At 53.2% G+C, this 22233-nt stretch carries 24 protein-coding genes; 10 read left to right on the top strand and 14 right to left on the bottom strand.

Features of this window, described 5'->3' with window-relative positions; genetic code table 11:
- Positions 1-319 precede the first annotated feature (319 nt).
- A complete protein-coding gene (locus tag JK231_RS21145) occupies positions 320-1183 on the bottom strand; it encodes a YicC/YloC family endoribonuclease (RefSeq protein WP_097119686.1) in 864 nt (287 codons plus the stop codon).
- Positions 1184-1357: 174 nt separating this feature from the next.
- Here JK231_RS21145 and JK231_RS21140 point away from each other — a divergent pair, with 174 nt between their 5' ends.
- A complete protein-coding gene (locus JK231_RS21140; RefSeq protein ID WP_097119687.1) occupies positions 1358-1801 on the top strand; it encodes a DUF3574 domain-containing protein in 444 nt (147 codons plus the stop codon).
- Between the two features lie 67 nt (positions 1802-1868).
- Here JK231_RS21140 and JK231_RS21135 read toward each other — a convergent pair whose 3' ends face one another.
- Positions 1869-3053 carry a nucleoside transporter C-terminal domain-containing protein gene (locus JK231_RS21135; RefSeq protein WP_097119688.1) on the bottom strand — a complete coding sequence of 395 codons (1185 nt, stop codon included), beginning with the start codon at positions 3051-3053 and terminating at the stop codon, positions 1869-1871.
- 146 nt (positions 3054-3199) lie between these two features.
- On the opposite strand from JK231_RS21135, the gene rph reads away from it, so the two are divergent.
- Together rph and pyrE are read left to right on the top strand one after the other, a co-directional pair.
- Complete coding sequence (gene rph, locus JK231_RS21130; RefSeq protein ID WP_034823841.1) at positions 3200-3916, top strand: ribonuclease PH; 717 nt, start codon at positions 3200-3202, stop codon at positions 3914-3916.
- 49 nt (positions 3917-3965) lie between these two features.
- The gene (gene pyrE / locus JK231_RS21125) at positions 3966-4607 is read left to right on the top strand and encodes an orotate phosphoribosyltransferase (RefSeq protein WP_034823839.1); all 642 of its coding nucleotides are present in this window, start codon (positions 3966-3968) and stop codon (positions 4605-4607) included.
- Between the two features lie 95 nt (positions 4608-4702).
- Here the strand turns inward: pyrE and slmA are convergent, their stop codons facing one another.
- The 3 genes from slmA to coaBC form a co-directional block, all read right to left on the bottom strand.
- Positions 4703-5299, bottom strand: a complete 597-nt coding sequence (gene slmA / locus JK231_RS21120) for a nucleoid occlusion factor SlmA (RefSeq protein ID WP_034823837.1) — start codon at positions 5297-5299, stop codon at positions 4703-4705.
- Between the two features lie 115 nt (positions 5300-5414).
- On the bottom strand, positions 5415-5873 hold the full coding sequence (dut, locus tag JK231_RS21115; RefSeq protein WP_034823835.1) for a dUTP diphosphatase: 459 nt from the start codon (positions 5871-5873) through the stop codon (positions 5415-5417).
- Positions 5851-7071 (bottom strand): bifunctional phosphopantothenoylcysteine decarboxylase/phosphopantothenate--cysteine ligase CoaBC, encoded by a 1221-nt coding sequence (gene coaBC / locus JK231_RS21110; protein WP_211729397.1) that lies wholly within the window; start codon positions 7069-7071, stop codon positions 5851-5853. Before coaBC ends, dut begins: the two co-directional genes overlap by 23 nt.
- Positions 7072-7260: 189 nt before the next feature.
- Here coaBC and radC point away from each other — a divergent pair, with 189 nt between their 5' ends.
- The 4 genes from radC (at position 7261) to mutM (ending at position 9463) form a co-directional block, all read left to right on the top strand.
- Positions 7261-7917, top strand: a complete 657-nt coding sequence (gene radC / locus JK231_RS21105) for a DNA repair protein RadC (protein WP_160834194.1) — start codon at positions 7261-7263, stop codon at positions 7915-7917.
- Positions 7918-8160: 243 nt separating this feature from the next.
- Complete coding sequence (gene rpmB, locus JK231_RS21100; protein ID WP_007885297.1) at positions 8161-8397, top strand: 50S ribosomal protein L28; 237 nt, start codon at positions 8161-8163, stop codon at positions 8395-8397.
- A gap of 18 nt (positions 8398-8415) precedes the next feature.
- Positions 8416-8583 (top strand): 50S ribosomal protein L33, encoded by a 168-nt coding sequence (gene rpmG, locus JK231_RS21095; RefSeq protein ID WP_001051798.1) that lies wholly within the window; start codon positions 8416-8418, stop codon positions 8581-8583.
- 70 nt (positions 8584-8653) lie between these two features.
- On the top strand, positions 8654-9463 hold the full coding sequence (mutM, locus tag JK231_RS21090; RefSeq protein ID WP_097119654.1) for a bifunctional DNA-formamidopyrimidine glycosylase/DNA-(apurinic or apyrimidinic site) lyase: 810 nt from the start codon (positions 8654-8656) through the stop codon (positions 9461-9463).
- Here mutM and coaD read toward each other — a convergent pair whose 3' ends face one another.
- The 6 genes from coaD to JK231_RS21060 all read right to left on the bottom strand — a co-directional run bounded on the left by coaD (position 9464) and on the right by JK231_RS21060 (position 15351).
- Positions 9464-9949: a pantetheine-phosphate adenylyltransferase gene (coaD, locus tag JK231_RS21085; protein ID WP_097119655.1), complete on the bottom strand. Its 486-nt coding sequence runs from the start codon at positions 9947-9949 to the stop codon at positions 9464-9466.
- Positions 9946-10722, bottom strand: coding sequence for a glycosyltransferase family 2 protein (locus JK231_RS21080; protein WP_097119656.1), 777 nt, complete (start codon positions 10720-10722; stop codon positions 9946-9948). The genes coaD and JK231_RS21080 overlap by 4 nt, the downstream gene beginning before the upstream one ends.
- A 3-nt stretch (positions 10723-10725) precedes the next feature.
- Positions 10726-12000 (bottom strand): lipid IV(A) 3-deoxy-D-manno-octulosonic acid transferase, encoded by a 1275-nt coding sequence (gene waaA / locus JK231_RS21075; RefSeq protein ID WP_097119657.1) that lies wholly within the window; start codon positions 11998-12000, stop codon positions 10726-10728.
- Positions 12001-12085: 85 nt separating this feature from the next.
- On the bottom strand, positions 12086-13219 hold the full coding sequence (locus JK231_RS21070; RefSeq protein ID WP_211729396.1) for a glycosyltransferase family 4 protein: 1134 nt from the start codon (positions 13217-13219) through the stop codon (positions 12086-12088).
- Positions 13212-14288, bottom strand: a complete 1077-nt coding sequence (rfaQ, locus tag JK231_RS21065) for a putative lipopolysaccharide heptosyltransferase III (protein ID WP_160834193.1) — start codon at positions 14286-14288, stop codon at positions 13212-13214. Before rfaQ ends, JK231_RS21070 begins: the two co-directional genes overlap by 8 nt.
- 73 nt (positions 14289-14361) lie before the next feature.
- Positions 14362-15351, bottom strand: a complete 990-nt coding sequence (locus JK231_RS21060; protein WP_211729395.1) for a glycosyltransferase — start codon at positions 15349-15351, stop codon at positions 14362-14364.
- Positions 15352-15528: 177 nt separating this feature from the next.
- On the opposite strand from JK231_RS21060, the gene JK231_RS21055 reads away from it, so the two are divergent.
- Positions 15529-16560 (top strand): glycosyltransferase family 9 protein, encoded by a 1032-nt coding sequence (locus JK231_RS21055; RefSeq protein WP_211729394.1) that lies wholly within the window; start codon positions 15529-15531, stop codon positions 16558-16560.
- A gap of 2 nt (positions 16561-16562) precedes the next feature.
- On the opposite strand, the gene JK231_RS21050 is transcribed toward JK231_RS21055, so the two are convergent.
- Positions 16563-17525, bottom strand: a complete 963-nt coding sequence (locus tag JK231_RS21050; protein WP_211729393.1) for a polysaccharide deacetylase family protein — start codon at positions 17523-17525, stop codon at positions 16563-16565.
- 186 nt (positions 17526-17711) lie between these two features.
- Between JK231_RS21050 and JK231_RS21045 the strand changes: the two genes are divergently transcribed.
- Positions 17712-18794, top strand: coding sequence for a glycosyltransferase (locus tag JK231_RS21045; protein WP_211729407.1), 1083 nt, complete (start codon positions 17712-17714; stop codon positions 18792-18794).
- Positions 18795-18829: 35 nt separating this feature from the next.
- Here the strand turns inward: JK231_RS21045 and tdh are convergent, their stop codons facing one another.
- On the bottom strand, positions 18830-19858 hold the full coding sequence (tdh, locus tag JK231_RS21040) for an L-threonine 3-dehydrogenase (RefSeq protein WP_097119663.1): 1029 nt from the start codon (positions 19856-19858) through the stop codon (positions 18830-18832).
- The gene (locus tag JK231_RS21035) at positions 19855-21063 is read right to left on the bottom strand and encodes a glycine C-acetyltransferase (protein ID WP_211729392.1); all 1209 of its coding nucleotides are present in this window, start codon (positions 21061-21063) and stop codon (positions 19855-19857) included. The genes tdh and JK231_RS21035 overlap by 4 nt, the downstream gene beginning before the upstream one ends.
- 231 nt (positions 21064-21294) lie before the next feature.
- Between JK231_RS21035 and rfaD the strand changes: the two genes are divergently transcribed.
- Positions 21295-22227: an ADP-glyceromanno-heptose 6-epimerase gene (gene rfaD / locus JK231_RS21030; RefSeq protein ID WP_045815712.1), complete on the top strand. Its 933-nt coding sequence runs from the start codon at positions 21295-21297 to the stop codon at positions 22225-22227.
- Positions 22228-22233 lie beyond the last annotated feature (6 nt).

The following is a 22233-nucleotide window of genomic DNA, read 5'->3' as shown; positions in this document are numbered from 1 at the left end:
CTCAAAGAAACGTAATCTCTGCAATCTTTAGGATGGAGAGGTTTCATTGAGGAAGCGTATTTTCAACGGAAGATTCATGGAATGAAAATAAATAATTGATGATAAACAACAACATAATTTCTTACTGTGAAAGTCCCTAAGGTTGATTCACAGTCATGTTTGGTCAGCCATTGACATGCATCATCATCAAAGCTTTCACAATCTTTACATTGCAAAGTCTGCAAATTGGTCTAAAGGATAAACGAAACGCACTGGGCATGCTGAGCGGGCAAAAAAGCCCGGATCACCGGGCTTTTTTTAACACCAGCCGAATGAGGTGTTATTCGATGTTCTGAATCTGCTCGCGCATCTGCTCAATCAACACCTTCAGCTCGATAGCTGACGCCGTGATATCGGCATTGATCGACTTAGAGGCCAGTGTGTTCGACTCACGATTGAACTCTTGCATCATAAAGTCGAGACGGCGGCCAACCGCTTCTTTCTTCTTCAGGATGTTGTAGGTCTCTTTGACGTGCGCATCCAGACGATCCAGCTCTTCCGCCACATCAATGCGCTGCGCCATCATGACGAGTTCTTGCTCAAGGCGCGTATTTTCCAGCTGTACTTCCGCTTCTTCCAGTTTGCTGACCAGACGTTCACGCTGCCACTTCACCACTTCCGGCATCTGCGCACGCACCTTGCTGACTTCCAGCGACACGCCTTCTAAACGCTGCTCAATCAGGGTTTTGAGCGCAGTGCCTTCGCTTTCACGAGCAATGATGAAGTCATCCAGTGTGCCGTCGAGTGCGGTCAGCAGTTCGGTATTGATAGCATCCAGATCCTGTTCCTGAGCTGACATCACGCCAGGCCAGCGCAGAATATCCAGCGGATTGATCGCGCCTTCGTCGGTCTGCATCTTCACCCAGTTGGCGGAGCGCACCAGCTGTTTCGCCAACGCCTCATTCAGTTGCAGCTCACCTTGTGCACTGGGGTCGGCATCAAAGCGCAGGTTGCACTCGATTTTACCGCGCGTCAGGCGATTACGGATACGCTCGCGAATCACCGGCTCCAGGCTACGAAATTGTTCCGGCAGACGGATGTAGGTTTCCAGATAGCGTTGGTTTACCGAACGGATTTCCCAGGCTGCGCTGCCCCAGTGGCCTTTTGCTTCACGGCGGGCGTAAGCGGTCATGCTGCGGATCATAAGCTTGTACTCATTTTCAGGAATGTTCATCGCATTATAGTGATGGCAGCCAAACCATGATAGGCATAAGCGCAATGAGCTAACGCCGCGCGCAACTTTCAGTGAAAAGGATGACGTATCCATCATTCACACCCTATGATGTCCAGTGTGATACTTAAACAGTCTGAGGCTATGATGCTGAATAAATTGGCGATGCCGTTGGCTATCGTCTTCTTTCTGGCCGGATGCCAGACACCCGCTGCACCTCGTGAACAAATTCTACCCAATACCGCCCCTGTTGCCGTGTGCGGCTCAGGAGACATCATGATGCAAACCACCCTGTGGTTTGGGATGAACAAGCCGAAAGGCGGCGTCATCAGCAGCAGCGAATGGCAGCAATTTGTTGATAATGATGTCACGCCACGATTCAAAGATGGGCTTTCAGTGTATGACGGTAAAGGTCAGTGGCTGGGAGAGGGTGGAAAGCTGGCGCGTGAAAACAGCAAAGCGTTAATGCTGATACATCAGCCGGGCCGTGCAAGTTCTGACAGCATCAATGCGCTGCGCGACATTTATAAAACGCGCTTCGATCAGGAGTCGGTGATGCGTGTCGATTCGCTGGTGTGTGTCGCGTTCTAAAGCAGAACAGGGCCGCTTTGATGGGCGCGCCCCTGTAAAGAGCGGCTAGCAGGCCGCTCCGCTGTGATTAAATGAACAATCCTGCAAACGCGGCTGACAGCAGGCTCACTAGTGTGGAACCATAAACCAGCTTCCAGCCAAAGCGCGATACCACATTGCCCTGGCGCTCATTCAGTCCTTTAATCGCTCCCGCCACGATGCCAATTGAGGCAAAGTTAGCAAAAGACACTAAAAACACGGACAGAATGCCGAGACCGCGCGGTGACATTCCCGCAGCGACTTTCTTCAGCTCAATCATGGCCACGAATTCATTGGCTACCAGTTTGGTCGCCATGATGCTTGCCGCTTGCAGGGCATCGGCAGAAGGAATGCCAATCAACCACGCAAACGGATAGAAGACATAGCCAAGCAGTTGCTGGAAGCTGTAGCCAAATACCGCGGCGAACAGAGCATTAATGGCGGCAATCAGGGCGATAAAACCAATCAGCATCGCCAGAATAATCATCGCCACTTTAAAACCTGCCAGGATGTATTCGCCCAGCATCTCAAAGAAGCTCTGGTCTTCGTGCAGCTTATCCAGTGCAATGCGTTCTTCATTTTCCGGGCGTGTCGGGTTGATGATCGACAGGATAATGAAGGTACTGAACATATTCAGCAGCAGTGCGGCAACCACATATTTTGCATCAATCATCGACATGTAAGCACCGACAATCGATAGCGACACCGTCGACATCGCAGTTGCGGCCATGGTGTACATGCGCGGTGCGGAGATATCGCCGAGGATACCTTTATAGGCGATGAAGTTCTCCGATTGACCCAGAATCAGCGTACTCACGGCATTGAATGATTCAAGTTTGCCCATCCCGTTCACCTTCGACAGCAGGGTACCGACCAGACGAATCAACAACGGCAGAATACGCCAGTGCTGCAAGATGCCGATCAGGGCGGAAATGAACACAATCGGACAGAGCACGCCGAGGAAAATAAACGCCAGTCCCTGTTTCGCCATATTGCCGAACACAAAATCGGTACCTTGCGCAGCAAAGGTCAATAAGGTTTCGAAGAAGCCGCCGACAGCGGTCACCACAGACTGGCCGCCCGCAGAATGCAGGAAGAACCAACCCAGTGCCGCTTCAACCACCAGCAATTGAATAATAAAACGTGGGCGAATCAGTTTGCGGTCATGACTGACCAATAGCGCAAGGGCGAAGATCACCACCAGCGCCAGCAGGAAATGGAGTATTGCTGTCATCATTTGTCTTTTTATGAGAGGAAAGGGCGCATTTAGCCACAGCTGAGGCGAAATTTCATCCGGGAAAAGTGCCGCATGTAGGCAGGACAGCCGCGCACGAAGTCCGTATAATGCGCAGCCAAACCTAAGTAAGCCGGAGAGAAACCATGCGTCCAGCAGGCCGTAACGCATCTGAAGTGCGTCCCGTCACCCTCACTCGTCACTACACCAAACATGCAGAAGGATCCGTGCTGGTTGAGTTCGGTGAAACCAAAGTGCTGTGCACCGCCACCGTTGAAGAGGGTGTGCCACGTTTCCTCAAAGGCAAAGGTCAGGGCTGGGTCACTGCGGAATACGGCATGTTGCCGCGTTCCACCCACAGCCGTATGGCGCGCGAAGCGGCCAAAGGTAAGCAAGGTGGCCGTACGCTGGAAATTCAACGTCTGATTGCTCGCTCGCTGCGTGCCGCAGTGGATTTGGATGCGTTGGGCGAGTTCACCATCACACTGGACTGCGACGTGATTCAGGCCGACGGTGGCACGCGTACTGCGTCGATTACCGGTGCATGCGTCGCGTTAGCCGATGCGTTGAATGCGCTGGTTGCGGCGGGCAAGTTAAAAGCCAGCCCGTTAAAAGGCATGGTGGCGGCGATTTCGGTCGGTATCGTTGGCGGTGAAGCGCTGTGCGATCTGGAGTACGTGGAAGATTCTGCGGCTGAAACCGATATGAACGTCGTCATGACTGAAGATGGCCGCATGATTGAAGTGCAGGGCACCGCCGAAGGCGAGCCGTTCAGCCATGAGGAATTACTGCAGCTGCTGGCGCTGGCGCGAGGCGGCATTGAGCAGTTGATTCAGGCGCAAAAAGCAGCGCTAACAAATTGATATAACAGGCGACCATAGAGTCGCCTTTTCTTTATTTGAGGAGTGAGAAATGAAAGCCTGGCAGCGTCAGTTTATTGAATTCGCCCTGAACAAAGGGGTGCTGAAGTTTGGTGAGTTCACCCTGAAATCGGGTCGTAAAAGCCCATACTTCTTTAATGCCGGTTTATTCAATACCGGCCGTGACTTAGCGCTGCTGGGACGTTTCTATGCGCAGGCGCTGGTGGATGGCGGCGTTGATTTTGATCTGCTGTTTGGCCCGGCCTACAAAGGGATTCCGATTGCCACCACCACGGCCGTCGCACTGGCCGATCATCATGATCGCGATGTGCCTTATTGCTTCAACCGTAAAGAAGCCAAGGACCACGGTGAAGGCGGCTTGCTGGTCGGTAGCCCGCTGCAGGGTAAGGTGATGCTGGTGGATGATGTGATCACCGCGGGTACCGCCATTCGTGAATCGATGGATATCATCAGCGCGCACAATGCCACATTGGCGGGCGTCATGATTTCGCTGGATCGCCAGGAGCGCGGCCGTGGTGATATCTCCGCCATACAGGAAGTGGAACGTGACTATCAGTGCAAAGTCACAGCGATCATTACGCTGGCGGAACTGATTGATTATCTGGAAGAGAAGCCGGAAATGGCAGACCATCTGGCGAAAGTGCGGGCGTATCGTAAAGAGTACGGTATTTAACACTGCGGCTTTATCACGGCCGCCATCGCTGGCGACCGGATGATGGACTAAGGCGTTTTATCGCGCGCCCAATCATGGGCGCGCCTGATAAATCGCTACACTAACTGTGCCGCAATCAGTGGCCAGCGGCTGTCAAAATCAGCTGTTGGACGATAGCGGAATTCAGATCGCACATAGCGGGAAAGCAACCCTTCGCAGAACGCCAGCAACTGGCTCGCCAGCAGCGTTTCATCAGTCTGGAAGCCTTCCCCATCACGCATTTTCTTCTCGCGCATCACCTGACGCAGCTGCACCTCAATGCGTTCGAACAACTGATTGATACGCCCTTGCAGGCGATCCTGTTCAAACATCAGCGCGTGGCCAGTCAAAATGCGTGTCAGCCCCGGATTACGCTCACCAAATCCCAGAATCAGCTGCACGATTAAACGCAGTCGTGCGAGTGTTTCTTTCTCATCTTTCAGGATTAGATTGATGCGGGTAATCAGACTGTCTTCAATAAACTCGATCAGGCTGTCGAACATACGCGTTTTGCTCGGGAAGTGGCGGTAGAGTGCCGCTTCCGAAACGCCTACATTGGCTGCCAGCTTGGCGGTGGTGATTCGCTGACTGCCATCGCCCGACTCCAGCATTTGCGCTAGCGCCTGCAAAATCTCTTCGCGACGATTCCGTTTCGCGGCTTTTTTTTCTGCCATGACCTTCAAGACCCCTGAAATTCACCAAAAACAGGCAATACTGCCTCGTCAGCCACAAGCAGTTTGGCCCGTAGCGACGAGAGATAAAAAGATGGCTTGCGAAAAGTGTCGCGTGTTACTGACGACCAGAGTGGCCAAAACCGCCGGCGCCGCGATCGCTGGTGTCAAAATCTTCCACCAGGTTGAATTCGGCTTGTACCACCGGAACAAAGACCAGTTGTGCCAAACGGTCGCCAGGCTGCAGCGTAAAGCTATCCTGACCACGGTTCCAGACGGAGACCATCAGTTGGCCCTGATAATCGGAGTCGATTAAGCCCACCAGGTTGCCCAGCACGATTCCATGCTTATGGCCCAGACCTGAGCGGGGCAAAATCACAGCGGCCAGCGCAGGGTCAGCAATGTGAATCGCCAGACCAGTTGGCACCAGCGTGGTCATGCCTGGGGAGATCTCCAGTGCACCATCAAGGCAAGCACGCAGATCGAGACCCGCAGAACCCGAGGTGGCATAAGTTGGCAGTGGGAATTCGTTACCCACGCGCGCATCCAGAATTTTAACGTCGATTTTTTTCATCATAACGGCTGACAATCTCGTCTATTAATTGTTGGCCAAGGAGCGTCTTATCACTGAGCGGTAAGACTTTCTCTCCTTCCTGCCAAAAAAGGTGAAGAGCATTGGTGTCGCTATTGAATCCCTGTCCTGCCTGCGCCACATCGTTCGCGCAGATCAGATCCAGATTTTTTCGCACCCGTTTTTGCCGCGCGTATTCTTCCACATTCTGGGTTTCGGCAGCAAATCCCACCACATAAGGGCGATGTTTCTGTAATGCCGCTACGCCTGCGACAATATCCGGGTTCTTCACCAACTGCAGCGTGACGTTATCATCGCCACCCTGTTTTTTGATTTTCTCTGCGGCAATGTTTGCCGCCCGGTAGTCTGCCACGGCAGCGCTGGCAATGAAAATATGTTGTTGGCTGATTTGCGCCATCACCGCCGCTTCCATTTCCAGTGCACTCCCCACATCAACGCGCGTGACGCCAGCGGGCGTAGGCAGTGTGACCGGGCCCGCCACCAGTGTCACCGTTGCGCCACGTTTTGCGGCGGCGGCGGCAATGGCGAATCCCATTTTACCGGAGCTGTGATTGCTAATGTAACGAACCGGGTCCAGCGCCTCACGGGTTGGGCCCGCGGTGATCATAATGTTGAGATGTTGCAGATCGTTGACGGGCGCGGCCCACTCCAGCGCATGAGCGACAATTGCCAGCGGATCAAGCATGCGGCCGGGACCTACATCGCCGCAGGCCTGGCTGCCGCTGTCCGGCCCCCAAATCAGAACGCCTCGCTGATCCAGACGCTGAAGATTCTCCTGGGTGATAGACGCACGGTACATCTGCTGATTCATGGCCGGCACGATGGCCAGAGGCGCTGCGCTGGCGAGACAAGCCGTGGTGACCAAATCGTTAGCCATCCCTGCCGTGATGCGTGCAATCAAATCGGCGGTCGCGGGGGCCAGTACAATCAGATCAGCCCATTTCGCCAGCTCGATATGGCCCATAGCGGCTTCAGCGGCAGGGTCGAGTAAATCATCCAGCACCGGATATCCGGAAACGGCTTGTAAGCTGAGCGGAGTGATAAAGGCTTTCGCTGCATCAGTCATCATGACACGCACCTCTGCGCCACGATCGCGCAGACGACGAACCAACTCGGGTGTTTTATAAGCAGCAATACCGCCGCTGACGCCGAGCAGAATTTTTTTTCCGGCTAATCCCGTCATGTTCTTTGCCTCAACTCAAAACGGATTGCCGCTGTGATGCGGCAGATGCAGGCAACTTTATCACAAAATCCAGCGACCGCCTTTTCACGGCCTGCGCCCTTTGCGAGATGGCTCTGAAATCGCGACCGGCTTGCTGGTATGCCTCCTGGCAAATACGCACAATCGCCCTGACCCAGGAAGGAGAATGTCATGACGGAACTGGCCCCACGAGAAAAACTGGCCATCACAGGCGCAGAATCATTGAGCGATGCAGAACTGTTAGCGATTTTTTTGCGCACCGGCAGCCACGGTATTCCGGTGATGGCGCTGGCGCGACAAATGCTTAACGAGTTTGGCTCGCTATATCGCATCATGACCGCAAATGAAACAGAACTGAGCGTGATTAAAGGCGTAGGCACGGCCAAAATTACCCAACTGCATGCAGTGGCTGAACTGGGGCGACGTTTTTTCGCCAGTCAGCTGGCGCGAGAAAATGTGATGGAGAATCCACAGGTGACAAGGCATTACTTGCAAAGCGTGCTGGCGCATCAGGAGCGAGAGGTTTTTATGGCGCTATTCCTGGATAATCAGCATCGGGTTTTGCAGGCGCAAAAGATGTTTACCGGCAGTATTGCCAGTGTCGAAGTGCATCCACGTGAAATTGTGCGCGAAGCGTTAAAACTCAACGCGGCCGCCGTGATTTTGGCGCATAATCATCCTTCCGGCATAGCCGAGCCCAGTCGCGCCGATCGTGATATTACCGGTAAAGTCGGGCAGGCTTGCGCGCTGCTGAATATTCGCTTACTTGATCATTTGGTGATCGGTCACGGCGAGTATACCTCCTTCGCTGAGCGCGGTTGGCTGTAAAATAACCATCCGATTGCGCAGAAATGATGCATTTTCGCGCGATCCATCGGGATCTTTATTTGTTCGGGACTTGAGCACTTGGGCTGAGCGGCGTATACTACGCCACCTTTGAGAATCTCGGGTTTGGCGTTTGGGCCAGCTTAGCGGGTTCACATGGAACTCGCTTGGGCGGGCTAAGGCCTGACGAGGCGGCCAAAACCTAGTTTTTAAAGCTCGAGCTGATTTGATTTTTGGAGAATAGAAATGTCACGAGTCTGCCAGGTAACTGGAAAGCGTCCGGTAACGGGTAACAACCGTTCCCACGCAATGAACGCGACGAAACGCCGTTTCCTGCCGAACCTGCACTCTCACCGTTTCTGGGTTGAGAGCGAAAAGCGCTTCGTTACTCTGCGTGTATCTGCTAAAGGTATGCGTGTTATTGATAAAAAGGGCATTGATACGGTTCTGACCGAAATCCGCGCCCGTGGTGAGAAGTACTAAGTACTAAGGAATTGAATCATGGCTAAAGGTATTCGTGAGAAGATCAAGCTGGTTTCCTCTGCTGGTACAGGTCACTTCTATACCACCACGAAGAACAAACGTACTAAACCAGAGAAACTGGAACTGAAAAAGTTCGATCCGGTTGTACGTCAGCACGTGATCTACAAAGAAGCCAAAATTAAGTAATTTTGGTGTTCTTGCGAAAAACCCGGCTTCGGCCGGGTTTTTTGTTTCTGCGATTTGTTGAGGAGATGACATGCCTGAATTACCAGAGGTAGAAACCAGCCGACGTGGTATTGAGCCACATATGGTGGGCGCAACGATTTTGCATGCGATTGTGCGTAATTCACGCCTGCGCTGGCCGGTCTCGCACGAAATTCATGCGCTGAGCGACCAACCAGTGTTGAGCGTGCAACGGCGCGCAAAATATCTGCTGCTGGAATTACCCCACGGCTGGATCATCATTCACCTCGGCATGTCTGGCAGTTTACGCATGTTACCGGGTGAGCAACCCGCGGCTAAGCACGACCACGTCGATTTGGTGATGAGTAACGGCAAGGTGCTGCGTTACACCGACCCACGTCGCTTTGGTGCATGGCTGTGGGCCTCTGAGCTTGAAGGCAGCAGCGTACTGGCACATCTCGGTCCTGAACCGCTCAGCAGCGAATTCGATGGTGCTTATCTGTTTGAGAAGTCACGTGGAAAGCGCACGGTCATTAAACAGTGGCTGATGGATAACAAAGTGGTGGTTGGCGTGGGCAACATTTATGCCAGTGAATCACTGTTTACCGCCGGGATCTTACCCGATCGACCGGCGATGAGTTTGAGTCGTGATGAAGCGGAGTTGATGGTGGCGACAATCAAGGCCGTCTTGCTGCGTTCGATTGAGCAGGGTGGCACCACGCTGCGTGATTTTCTGCAAACCGATGGCAAGCCCGGCTACTTTGCCCAGGAATTGCAGGTGTACGGTCGGGCGGGCGAACCCTGCCGAGCCTGCGGTACGCCAATCGTCAGCGGCAAACATGGCCAGCGCAGCACCTTCTGGTGCCCTCGCTGCCAGCATTAATCAGGGCTGCGCCAGTTTTGTCAGCAATGCCTGATGCACCACGGCAGGCAGAAATGCCTGCACATCACCTTTATGACGCGCCACTTCCTTCACCAGCGATGATGACACGAATGAGAATCCTTCGGACGGCATCAGAAACACGCTCTCCAGTGTAGGTAGCAAATGACGGTTCATCTGTGCCAGCTGCAGTTCATATTCGAAATCTGACACCGCACGCAGTCCTCGCACCAGCACATTGGCATTTTGCGCTTTGGCGAAGTTCGCCATCAAATCGCTAAAACCCAGCACCTCAACATTGGCTAAGTGCTGAGTAGCCTGCCGTGCCAAATCCACGCGCTCATCGAGTGTAAACAGCGGCTTTTTGCTGGGGCTGGCGGCAATAGCAACCACGATGCGATCAAACATCTGCGCCGCGCGCGTCACAATATCCACATGGCCCAACGTGATGGGATCGAACGTGCCGGGATAAATCGCTTTGGTGCTCATACGCGACCTTGTGTTGAGGTGTGATGCAGCGCCCAGAGCGCTGAGTATTTGTTAAAGGTGTATTGCGCGTTGACGACGGCCAGAATCCAGCCCTGCTTGCCGTCGAGGAATCCGGCGCGCAGCAGCAACGTCTTAAGGAATGCGCCTAACGTGTGGCTGAAAATCGAGAAGATGCCACAACGCTTGCCTCGCTGAAAACGTTCTTGCGCCCAGGCTTCGGCATAATTCATCTGTTTACGTTGGAAAGCAATCAAATCGCGGCAGGTGAGATGCTGGAGATCGCCTGGTAACGTCACCACCGGTGCGCCCTGAGTTTCCAGCGATTCGTGCACCAGATTGTCATTGTAATTGAGTACGCGAGGATAGAGGCGCATCACGCGATCCGGATACCAGCCACTATGGCGCATAAAGCGGCCAAGGAACAAATTGCTGCGTCCCAGGCAATAAACAGTATCAGAGGGTGGTTGCTCCAGTACGTTTTCAATCGCGCGGCGTAACTCGGGCGTGACACGCTCATCGGCATCCAGCATCAGAATCATATCGCCGCTTGCATGGGCTTGTGCACGCTGGCGCTGCTTGCCGAAGCCCGCCCAGCCTTCAGCCTGATGCACCTGCGCGCCGTGCGCGCGGGCCACTGCTACGGTGTTATCCTGGCTGCCTGAATCCAGCAGCACAATCTCATCTGCCCAGCTCACTGAGGCCAGCGCCTCCGGCAGCAATTCAGCTTCGTTTTTGGCGATCATCACCACGGAAAGACGTTGGCGTTGTGGCATGCGTTAATGAGCTCGTGGCGGCAAATGTGGTTCGAGTAACTGTAGCAGACGCTGCAATGCGCCCTGATTTTGATGCAGCACTTCGACTGCGTGGCGGCCGTAATAGCGGCGGTAATCATCATCCTGCAGCAGATTGGCCACCTGTTTCTCCAGCGAAACCACGTCCGTGACGGTGATCAGGCCTTCAGCCTGCTGCAATTTGGCGCAGATATCTTTGAAGTTCCAGATATGCGGACCCATCAGCACCGGAATGGCATGCGCAGCGGGTTCCAGCGGATTATGACCACCGCGTTCTACCAGACTGCCGCCGACAAAGGCGATATCCGCAATGCCGTAAAGCAGCATCAATTCACCCATGGTGTCGCCAATCACCACCTGCGTTGCACCAGACGGAATTTCACCGCTGCTGCGCAGAGTGAAACTGAAACCGCGCTTTTGCGTTAGCTCGCAGGCATCTTTGAAACGTTCAGGATGGCGTGGCACCAGAATCAGCAACAGATCGGGAAATTGCTGCAACAGGCGACGATGCGCATCAAGGATGATGGTCTCTTCACCCTCATGTGTACTGGTGGCGATCCACACCGGACGGCGCGATGCCCATTGACGGCGCAACGTGACCGCACGGGCCGCCAACTCTGGCGTCACGGAGATATCAAACTTCAGGCTACCAGTGACGGCGAGATGCGTACGCTTGAGGCCCAGGCTCAGGAAACGCTCAGCATCCTCGTTGTTCTGCGCCGCAATCAGCGTAATACGCTGCAGCAAATCGCGCATAAAGCCACCGAGCTTTTTATAGCCTTTGGCCGAGCGCTCTGACAGACGGGCATTGGCAATGACCAGCGGAATTTGGCGCTGGTGCAGAATACGGATGATGTTCGGCCACAACTCGGTCTCCATGATGATCACCAGACGAGGTTCAACGGTATCAAGGAAACGGTTAATCGAACCGGGCAAATCATAGGGCAGATAGACATGATGCACATCTTTACCAAACGCGGACTGAGCGCGTTCGGAACCGGTTGGCGTCATGGTAGTCACGGTGATCGGCAGAGTAGGATAGCGATGGCGCAATGCGCGTACCAGCGGCACGGCGGCCAGTGTTTCACCCACAGAAACCGAATGCAGCACAATGCCGTGCGGTTCAACTTTTCCCACACAGTAGCCGTAGCGTTCTGACCAGCGTTTACGATAGGCCGGTGCTTTTCGACCGCGCAGCCACAGGCGCAGCCAGATCAGTGGCTGTATTAAATAGAGCAGGGCTGTGTATAGAGTTGTCATAGTTATCGTTACGACAGATTCGCGTCAAAAAACACATGAAAGGCGGCATGTTATCAGAAACTGACCGCCTGCTCATACCACTTCGTCAGCTGGTCTTCAGCACCTGCTGATAGAGTGAAGTCAGGGACTGCGCCAGCCGCTGTGGACCAAAAGGTTCGATTCTGCGGCGTGCGGCTTCACCCATGGCAGAATTCTGCGAAAGTGCAGGTGTGGCGACAATGGCGTCATTTAATGCCTTGATATCTAATGCATCACAAACGAAGCCTTCCTGACCGGCTTGAATAAATTCTGCGCCGCCACAGCCGGTGCTGGTAATCACGGCCAAACCGCAGGCCATCGCTTCAAGCACCACATTCGGAAAAGGATCATAAAGCGTGGGCAACAGTAAGGCGTCAGCGGCGTGATAATAGGGCTGCACATCCTGCTGCACGCCAACAAAGCGCAAGCGATCAAGGCAATTAAGCTGGTTAGCCAGCTGCTGATAGCGTGAAAGTTGTTTGTCCTGGCCAACCACAACCAGATAGCGATCGCTGTGGGCGAGTGCTTCAATGGCGGCTTTCAAGCCTTTGCGCTCAAAGCCTGAACCCACGTAGATCATCACCGTGGCATCCTGTGGCAGCGTCAATTGCTGGCGTATGGCGTAGCGCTGAGCTTCAGTTGCTGGCTGGAAACGTTGGCTGTCGATGGCGTTATGAATCACGTGAATCTTGCTGGCATCTAGCGTGAAATGACGCAAAATATCCTGTTTCACCATCTCTGAGTTACAGATCACCGCTTTCAGTGATGCTGCATTGAACATCTCTGCTTCAGCCTGCAGAACATAACGATGGTAAGGACTCAGGCTGGCGCTCAAACGCTGCCAGGGTGAGACGATGCGCGCACGCTGTTCCAGCCATACGCGATGCACGCCATCACCGGCGCGGAAAATATCGCAGCCCGCAATGCGTTCGTGGCTCTGCACGATATCGAACTTCTCACGTTCCCAACATGCACGTGCCGCGTGGGCAAAACCGCGTTCGCGCGATACGCGTCCAAATTTGGTGGGATTGCAGATGTGCAGATGCCAGGCTGGATTGGGTGTGCCCTGCCAGCTGCGTGTGATGATATTCAGATCGAGCTGCTCGCTGTCCAGTGCTTCCAGCGCCCGCGAGATGAAACGCTCGGCACCGCCATCCGGACGATATTTCTGCCGGACAATCGCCAGGCGTAACTTAGTCATGCAAAAAACTCCTGGCGGCGGCCACCACATCATCCACCGGAATGGCTGAGAGATAGCGCTGTTCTGTTTTGGTATCGATGTCGTCTGGCGAAGGCAGCGGTGCATAATCACCGGCCCAGATCACGCGATTGTTTTCACCCCACGGACGCCAGTGTTGCAGTTTGGTGGGGCCAAACAGCGCAAGACAGGGCGTATCGAGTGCGGCGGCCATGTGCATGGGGGCAGAATCCACACCGATAAACAGCTGCGCGGCATCAATCAATGCCGCCAGTTGCGGCAATGAAAGCTGCCCGGCAAGTGAAACCACATTCTGGCTATGGCACAGCGACTGAATGTGAGCGATCATCGCTTGCTCATGCTTGTCAGGTGCGGCAGTCAGCACGATGGTATGACCATCGGCGGCGAGCGTATCAATCAGCTGCGCGACCTTTTCATCTTCCCAGCATTTGAATACCCAACGCGATGTTGGCTGTAACACGATAAACGGCCCGCTGACCTTTTGCTGAACCAATGCATCCTGCACTTTCTGTTTATCTGCCGCACTAAAGTGCATTGAGGCTTTTGCACCTTCTGCGCTGATACCTAGCGGTTCAAGCGCCGCCATATTCTGCTCGACGGTGTGCAATTGATTATGTGTTTTTGTCGAAACCAGATAGTTATGGCACCAACGCCACAGAGCGTGATCACGTTTGGCGTAGGCAAAACCAATGCGCACCGGCGCAGCTGAAAAACGTGTGATAATCGCGCTGCGCCATTGATCGGCGAGGTTAATGACCACGTCATAATGGCAGGCACGTACAGCTGAAAGCAGCGCCATCTCATGGCGGAACTTCTGCCAGCCGCCCTCTTTTTTCCAGTTGCGGTCAATAATGTGCAACTGGCGAATAGCGGGGTGTGCTTCCAGCATCGGCCGCGTCTCTTTATACAACAGGACGTCGATGTTGGCGTTTGGATAGCGCTGGCGCAGCGCATTGATAGCGGGCGTGGTCAGCAGCATATCGCCGTGATGGCGCAGCTTGATCAGCAGAATATTTTTCGGTGCAAATTGGACTGGAATCGGGCTTGCCATACTCAAATGATCTCAAATTTCAGTGAGCTGATTGTAGGGCAAACCCCTATAGGGCGAAAGCCAGCCGCGACGCTTATTTGTTACGCCAGCGATAAATCCGACTCAGCCATAACAGCAGTTGATACCACTGCCGCGCGCCGCGTGCATTCCGCAGCATACGTTTATGGGTTTGCGTGGCAAACAGATCCGCAATCATCGCCTGCCGTGCGCTCTCTTCCGGTTCACGGCGAATGGAATGGCAGACGCTGAGCGCTTCACGCGTAATTTGATAATGGAATGCGGGATAGATTTTAACTTTATCGCGATAGCGTGCATTGATCTCTTCCAGCATCTGCGCGATTTTCAGGTAATGGCGTTGATACTCGACATTTCGTTGACCGGTGCGTTTGCGGTTGCTGATGGAGGCATCGTGCAGGTAGTAGCGGTAGAGCATTTGATCGGTGTAGCGCACGCGTCTGGCGTTGAACATGAACTCTGTGGTCCAGGGAATATCCTGATGATGTAACCCCGGTTCGAAAGTGAGATTGTTTTGTTCAATCAGTTCACGGCGATAAATACCCAGCCATACCACGTGCATGTATCGATGCGTCTGCAGTGCGGTGTTCAGCCATTCTGGGCCGCTCAATACATCGGTGCTGGTTAAGCGATCCAGGGGAATCAACGGTTTGGTCGTCTGGCTGGCTTTGAAAAACCACTCCGCATTACACTGCGCGGCATCGAGATCGTCTCGCTCGGCCATCTCAACCAGTATTTGATACATGGTTGGGCTCATGGTGTCGTCTGCATCCGGGAATGTGACGTACTTGCCTTTTGCGACGGCTAATCCGGCATTGCGTGCCCGTGAGACGCCACCATTAGCCTGGTGAATAACCCGCACCTGAGAATATTGATGCGCATAAGCCTCAGCTCGTTCGCCTGAACCATCGGTGGAACCATCATCGACAATGATGATCTCGAGATCTGTCAGCGACTGCGCCAGTAGAGACTGCATAAACGTCTCGAACATCGCGCCAGCGTTGAACATGGGTGTAATGATGGAAAGTGCGGGATTATCAAGCGACATTGTTATTTATGGTTTTATGAATTATTTACGATTTTATAACGTTAATTATTGCTAAGAAATTCAGAACTTTTTGGACATTAATGGTCAAAAGTAGTTAGCTCGCTAGCATTTTTGCGCTTTTAGGAACGGTTCTGGCCGGAATGTTTGGCATCAATCCTTTTTACCCTGGGCATCAGTATGAAAAACATCCTTGTTATCCGACGCGATAACATTGGCGATATGGTGTGTACCACTCCACTGCTGGAAGGTTTGAAACGCACTTTTCCTGACGCAAAAATCACCCTACTGGTTAATAAGATTGCTCAGGATGTGGTGAGCCATAATCCTCACGTTGACCGTCTGTATGTCTACAAAAAAGCCAAACATCGCGGTAAGAACGAAACCACACTCGGTGTTTACTGGCAGCGCGTAAAAATCATGCTGGCACTGCGTAAAACGCGCTTTGATGCCACGATTTTGGCTAATCCGGTGCCGTGCAAATACAGCTTACGCCTGGCGAAAATGGCCGGCGCGCACAATATTATTGGCGCTGCTTTGCCCGACGTTCAGCTGGATCATCCGTTCCATAAAAGCGATTTTCAGGGCAGCCATCAGGTCGAACATACCTTTTCTTATCTCTCTGCGTTGACTGACAGCCTGCCTGAAGTGCCATCTGTGAATCTTTATCTCGCCGATGCAGAACGTGAAGCGGCCAAAGCGCGTATTGCACAAAGCTTTGCTTCAGCAGGAAGGGTCTATGGTGTGCACATCAGCAGTCGCAGCCCTAAGCGTCGCTGGCCGATAGCCAGTTATGCGGCTTTTATCAATAAGCTGCTGGAAGATGAGCAGGCGCGTGTTCTGGTGTTTTGGTCACCGCAGGGCACGCTGGATCCTCACGACAAAGGCGATGCGGCCCGTGCTGATGAGTTGATGGCGTTGGTCAATTCATCACGCGTAGCGCGCTATCCCACCGCATCGGTGCGAGAAGTCATCGCAGGCTTTGATTGCTGCGAGCAAATTTTGTGTAGCGATGGGGGGCAGATGCATCTTGCCGCCGGGCTGCATAAAAAGCAGGTGGTGTTCTTTGGCGATACCAATGCGACTTTGTGGCATCCATGGTCGGGTGAGTACCAGATTATGCAGACCGATTCCGGAGAATGTCGTGATATCTCACCGGAAACGGTCTGGCAGGCATGGCAGAAACTTAACGTACGGACTGCTGTAGCTTAAAACTACTGCTGTAGCTTAAAACTGTCGTGATATTCCGACAGAGTCTGGCCAACGAAACGGGGCGCTAACCAACTGAAGAGCGCCTCTAGATCCTCATAAAGCTGTTCGATATCGCGTTCGTTTTTAAACGTTGGGCTGCCGTCTGGCATGAACTCTGAGCTGTGCAGCATAAATTCAGTGTAATTGTTCCCTTCTGCCAGCGACATTTCTACCACGCGCTGCATGTCCGAAAGATTACCGCCAGATGGACGCAACCAATGTACAGCAGGGCTTTTTTGCTTGCCGCGCAGTCGATACAGACTCTGTTTGAAGGTATTCATCAAAGGCGAGTATTTGTATTGAATACTCATAGGAATTTCGAGCAGTGAAGAGTTGCCGCTGCGTGAGATATCCTGCGGATCGATAAAATAAGGTTTGAACGGAAAATCTGTATAGTTTGTGCCGCCTTTACCCTGTGGTGCGCCGCGTGTGAAGGACCAGTTCACGCGCGGGGTAACGGAACAATCCACCTGATAGCCTAGTTCGGTGAGAATGGCGGCATAGCGTTCATCAAATGCCCAGCGCCCTGCACGATGGCTCCGCATTTTCGTCTGGAACTTTTCTTCCAACAGATCAGTCATATAAACGACTTTATCGCGCAGCACGGTATCCGGGTATTCGACCAGGAAAGGCTGCCAACGCCAGTCATCATCGGTGAGTGGCGCTTCTGGCGGACTGTTCCATGCATGCAGATGCATGCCAATCTCACCTTGTTTGCGCGCGATGACATCTTTGCCGAATTCCACGAAAGCAGGGTCCATCGCCATTTCATAGTTGGTCAGCCAGGTGGGTTTAAAACCATAACGCTCGCACAGGTCCTGAAAACGTGGCAGATAGCCGGTATTTTCGGTGGTGATTGAACGGTGATTGCGCCAAAGGTTGTCGCCTTCAGTGTCAATGGTAATAAGGAACGCGTGCCGGGTCATGTTCGCCGCCTGAAGCCAATAAAATCGCAATGTTACGCTGAGCCATTCAGTGACGCAAAACTATTTGCCCGGGCAGGAAACAGGCGAAAAGCACGAAGGATCTGCGCTACTATCCTGGCCAGGACTGCAGGCAATCACATGTTATTTCATTCAGACAGGTAGAATATTTTGTCAAAACGCATACTCATGGTGATAGATGGATTGCCGGGCGGCGGCGCTGAAAAAGTGGTTCTGACGCTGGTCACCGGTATGCTGGCACAGGGGCACCGTGTATCACTGTTTTCCCTGCGACAAGTGTGCGAGTACCCCTTGCCGCAGGGAGTGGATTATCAGGTCATTCTGGACACCAATCGTCGACCCTGGCGCAAACTCACCGAGCTGAGTCGTCGAGCCCGTTTGCTGGACGAAGCAGTACAACAGGCGGAGAAAACGGCAGGTGATTTTGATCTTGTGGTGTCTCATCTGCACAAAACCGACCGTATCGTGCGTCGAAGTCGCGCGCTGGATGCGAAGAAAATCTGGTTCTGCCTGCATGGCGTGTTTTCAGCCTCCTATCTTGGGCATCGCACCGGATTATCACGCTGGTTAAAGGCGCGTAAAATCCAGCAGGTTTATCAGGGGCGTAACGTAGTCGGCGTTTCACCCGCCGTGCTGGAGGATTTGAAAGAGGCCTTTGCTGTGAAGCTCACAGGCGAAGCGGTAATTGGCAATCCGTTCGATATTGCACTGATTCGGCAGTTGGCAGCAGAGCCCGCCGAAGTGCCTGAGTCTGGTTTTCTGGTGCATGTCGGGCGCTTCCATGAAACCAAACGGCATGACCGCCTGTTAAAGGCTTACGCATTAAGCAATATTCAGTTGCCGTTGGTGTTATTGGGGCAGGGATCGGCACAGCGTAAAGCCGCTTTAGAAGCCCAGGCACAAGCGTTAGGGATTGCCAATCGTGTTATTTTCCAGGGCTTTACACAAAATCCTTATGCATGGATCAGCCGGGCGGCAATGCTGATTGTCAGTTCGGATAGCGAGGGTTTTGGTAATGTGCTGATCGAAGCCGTATTGTGTGGCACGCCTGTTGTCAGTACGCGTTGTCCGGGTGGCCCGATGTGGCTGTTGCAAGGTGATTTAGCGCGCGGCCTGGCAGATCTCAATCCTGAATCGCTGGCAACAGCAATGTGTGACATTTATCAGCACCCGCCGTTGTTAGCAGCGGATGCCTTTGCCGAATTTGATACGGCGGCAATCTGTCAGCAATATCTGGCGCTGATTAAGTGAAGCCATGGGAGGCCCAAAAGCCTCCCTGTGAATCCTTAATCCCAGCTCAATACCACTTTTCCTGAACGCCCGGATCGCATCTCGTCAAATCCCTGCTGGAATTCATCGATGTGGTAGCGATGTGTGATAATGGGCGTTAAATCGAGGCCGGATTGAATCAACGCTGCCATTTTGTACCAGGTTTCAAACATCTCGCGGCCATAGATGCCTTTGATGAAAAGTCCTTTGAAGATCACCAGATTCCAATCGATCGCCATCTCGCCCGGCGGAATGCCCAGTAGGGCGATTCGCCCGCCATGGTTCATCACCTCCAGCAGGGTGCGAAACGCGGGAGGCGCGCCAGACATCTCCAGCCCGACATCGAAACCTTCGGTCATACCCAGCTCAGCCATCACATCGCGCAGATTTTCCTGCGCCACATTTACGGCGCGTGTCACGCCCATCTGGCGTGCCAGGCCGAGGCGATAATCATTGATATCGGTGATGACCACATTGCGTGCGCCCACATGTTTGCACACCGCTGCAGCCATAATACCAATAGGACCAGCACCAGAGATCAGCACGTCCTCGCCGACCAGATCAAACGAGAGCGCGGTATGCACGGCGTTGCCAAAGGGATCGAAAATCGCTGCCAGCTCGTCAGAGATATTGTCGGGAATCTTGAAAGCGTTAAATGCAGGGATGACCAGGTACTCGGCGAAACAGCCCTGACGATTGACGCCGACACCCACGGTATTGCGGCACAAGTGAGTGCGACCGGCGCGGCAATTTCGGCAGTGACCGCAGGTGATATGACCTTCGCCGGACACACGATCGCCAAGGGTAAAGCCTCTTACCTCTTCGCCCATACCGACGACTTCGCCGACATATTCATGGCCAGTGATCATCGGAACGGGAATGGTTTTACGCGACCAATCATCCCAGTTGTAAATGTGAACATCGGTGCCGCAAATTGCAGTTTTACGAATTTTAATCAGCAGGTCGTTGTGACCAGGTTCCGGAATCGGCGCATCTTTCACCATCCAGATGCCTTCTTCAGCTCTTAACTTGGCTAGTGCTTTCATTTTGCGGCTCCTGCAATCACGCCCAACTGTTGACCAATGCGCGTAAAGGCGGCAACGGCATGTTCCAACTGTGCCTGCGTATGGCCTGCAGATATCTGAGTGCGAATGCGCGCCTGACCCTGCGGCACCACCGGGTAAAAGAAGCCGGTGACATAGATACCCTCTTTTTGCAGCAGGCTGGCAAACTGCTGAGCCACTTTTGCATCGCCAAGCATCACCGGGATGATGGCGTGGTCAGCACCCGCCAGCGTAAAGCCGGCTGCGGTCATCTTCTCGCGGAAGAATCGGGCGTTATCCCAAAGGCGCTGGCGTAACCCATCGCCTTCACTGAGCAGGTCTAACACCCGCAGCGAGGCGGCGACGATGGCAGGTGCCAGGGAGTTGGAAAATAGGTAAGGGCGTGAACGCTGGCGTAGCCATTCAACCACCTCATTTTTCGCAGCCACATAGCCACCTGAAGCACCACCTAGCGCTTTGCCTAATGTGCCAGTCAGGATATCTACGCGATCCATTACGCCGCAGTATTCATGGGTGCCACGTCCAGCCGCTCCGACAAAACCGACTGCGTGGGAATCATCAACCATCACCAATGCGTCAAATTCGTCGGCCAAATCGCAAATGCCTTGCAGATTGGCAATCACGCCATCCATCGAGAACACACCGTCTGTGGCGATCAGAATATGGCGTGCACCTTTATCACGCGCTTCCTCTAACCGAGCACGTAACTCAGACATATTGTTGTTGGCATACCGATAGCGCTGGGCTTTACACAGGCGAACGCCATCGATAATTGAGGCATGATTGAGTGCATCAGAGATGATGGCATCTTCCGCACTGAGCAACGTTTCAAACAGACCGCCATTGGCATCGAAGCAAGAGGAAAACAGGATGGCATCTTCCATGCCGAGAAAGGCCGCCAGCTTTTGTTCCAACTGCTGATGAATATCTTGCGTGCCGCAGATAAAGCGCACGGATGCCATGCCGAAGCCGTGGGAATCCATGCCTTCTTTGGCGGCCTGAATAAGCGCGGGGTGATTCGCCAGACCGAGATAGTTGTTGGCGCAGAAGTTAATCACCGGAGGGCTATTAGCGACATGGATCTCAGCCTGCTGCGCCGACGTGATGGTACGTTCTTGTTTGAACAATCCATCGCTACGTGTTGTCACAAGCTGTTGACGGATTTGCGAATAAAACTGACTGGACATGATTCTGCTCCTCAGATAGCAAAATTTTGGAACATATTACTGATCAGGATGTATCGTGCCGACATTTCCGCCAGAGAAATCTTTGTTTTGCAGCATAGTTCACGCGATGGATGCAAATTGTGCAGCGGTTACGGAGTCATCTGGCTACCTGTCTCGGGCTGAAATGTTATGATGTTAGGTATTCGTGCGTGAAACCTCCTGTTTCACCTCAACTCTTTAAAGGCAAAGCATATGATTATCGTAACCGGTGGCGCTGGCATGATTGGCAGCAACATTGTTAAAGCGCTGAACGATCGCGGTCTTACCGATATTCTGGTGGTGGATAATCTGAAAGATGGCACCAAATTCGTGAACCTCGCAGATCTGGATATCGCGGATTACATGGACAAAGAAGAGTTCCTCTCTTACATCATGTCCGGCGAAGATCTGGGTCCAATCGAGGCGGTGTTCCATGAAGGTGCCTGCTCGGCGACCACCGAGTGGGACGGCAAGTACATGATGGATAACAACTATCAGTACTCCAAAGACTTGCTGCATTTCTGCCTGGAACGTGAAATTCCTTTCCTGTACGCCTCTTCAGCGGCCACTTACGGTGGCCGCAATGAAAACTTTATTGAAGAGCGCCAGTACGAGCAGCCGCTGAACGTCTATGGCTATTCAAAAATGCTGTTCGACCACTACGTGCGTCAGATTCTGCCGGAAGCCGATTCTCCGGTGTGTGGCTTCCGCTACTTCAACGTCTACGGCCCTCGCGAGGGTCACAAAGGCGGTATGGCGAGCGTGGCATTCCACCTCAACACGCAGATCAGCAACGGTGAAAATCCAAAACTGTTTGAAGGTAGCGACGACTTCCGCCGCGATTTCATCCATGTTGACGATGTCGTTGCAGTAAACCTGTGGTGCTGGGAAAACGGGGTATCTGGCATCTACAACTGTGGTACTGGCCGTGCGGAATCCTTCCAGGAAGTCGCCGATGCAGTACTGAAGTTCCATCAGCAAGGGCAGATTGAATACATCCCATTCCCTGAGAAACTGAAAGGCCGCTATCAGGCATTCACTCAAGCGGACCTGACCAATCTGCGCGCAGCGGGTTATGACAAGCCATTTAAAACCGTTGCTCAGGGCGTGGGTGAATACATGACCTGGCTCAATCGTAAAGCATAAGGAAAC

Origin of the sequence: Pantoea sp. JGM49 (genome assembly GCF_018257655.1) — a bacterium.
GTDB classification, from domain to species: domain Bacteria; phylum Pseudomonadota; class Gammaproteobacteria; order Enterobacterales; family Enterobacteriaceae; genus Pantoea; species Pantoea communis.
The sequence above is the reverse complement of the archived record's forward strand: the minus strand, read 5'-3'. Positions and strand labels throughout refer to the sequence as shown.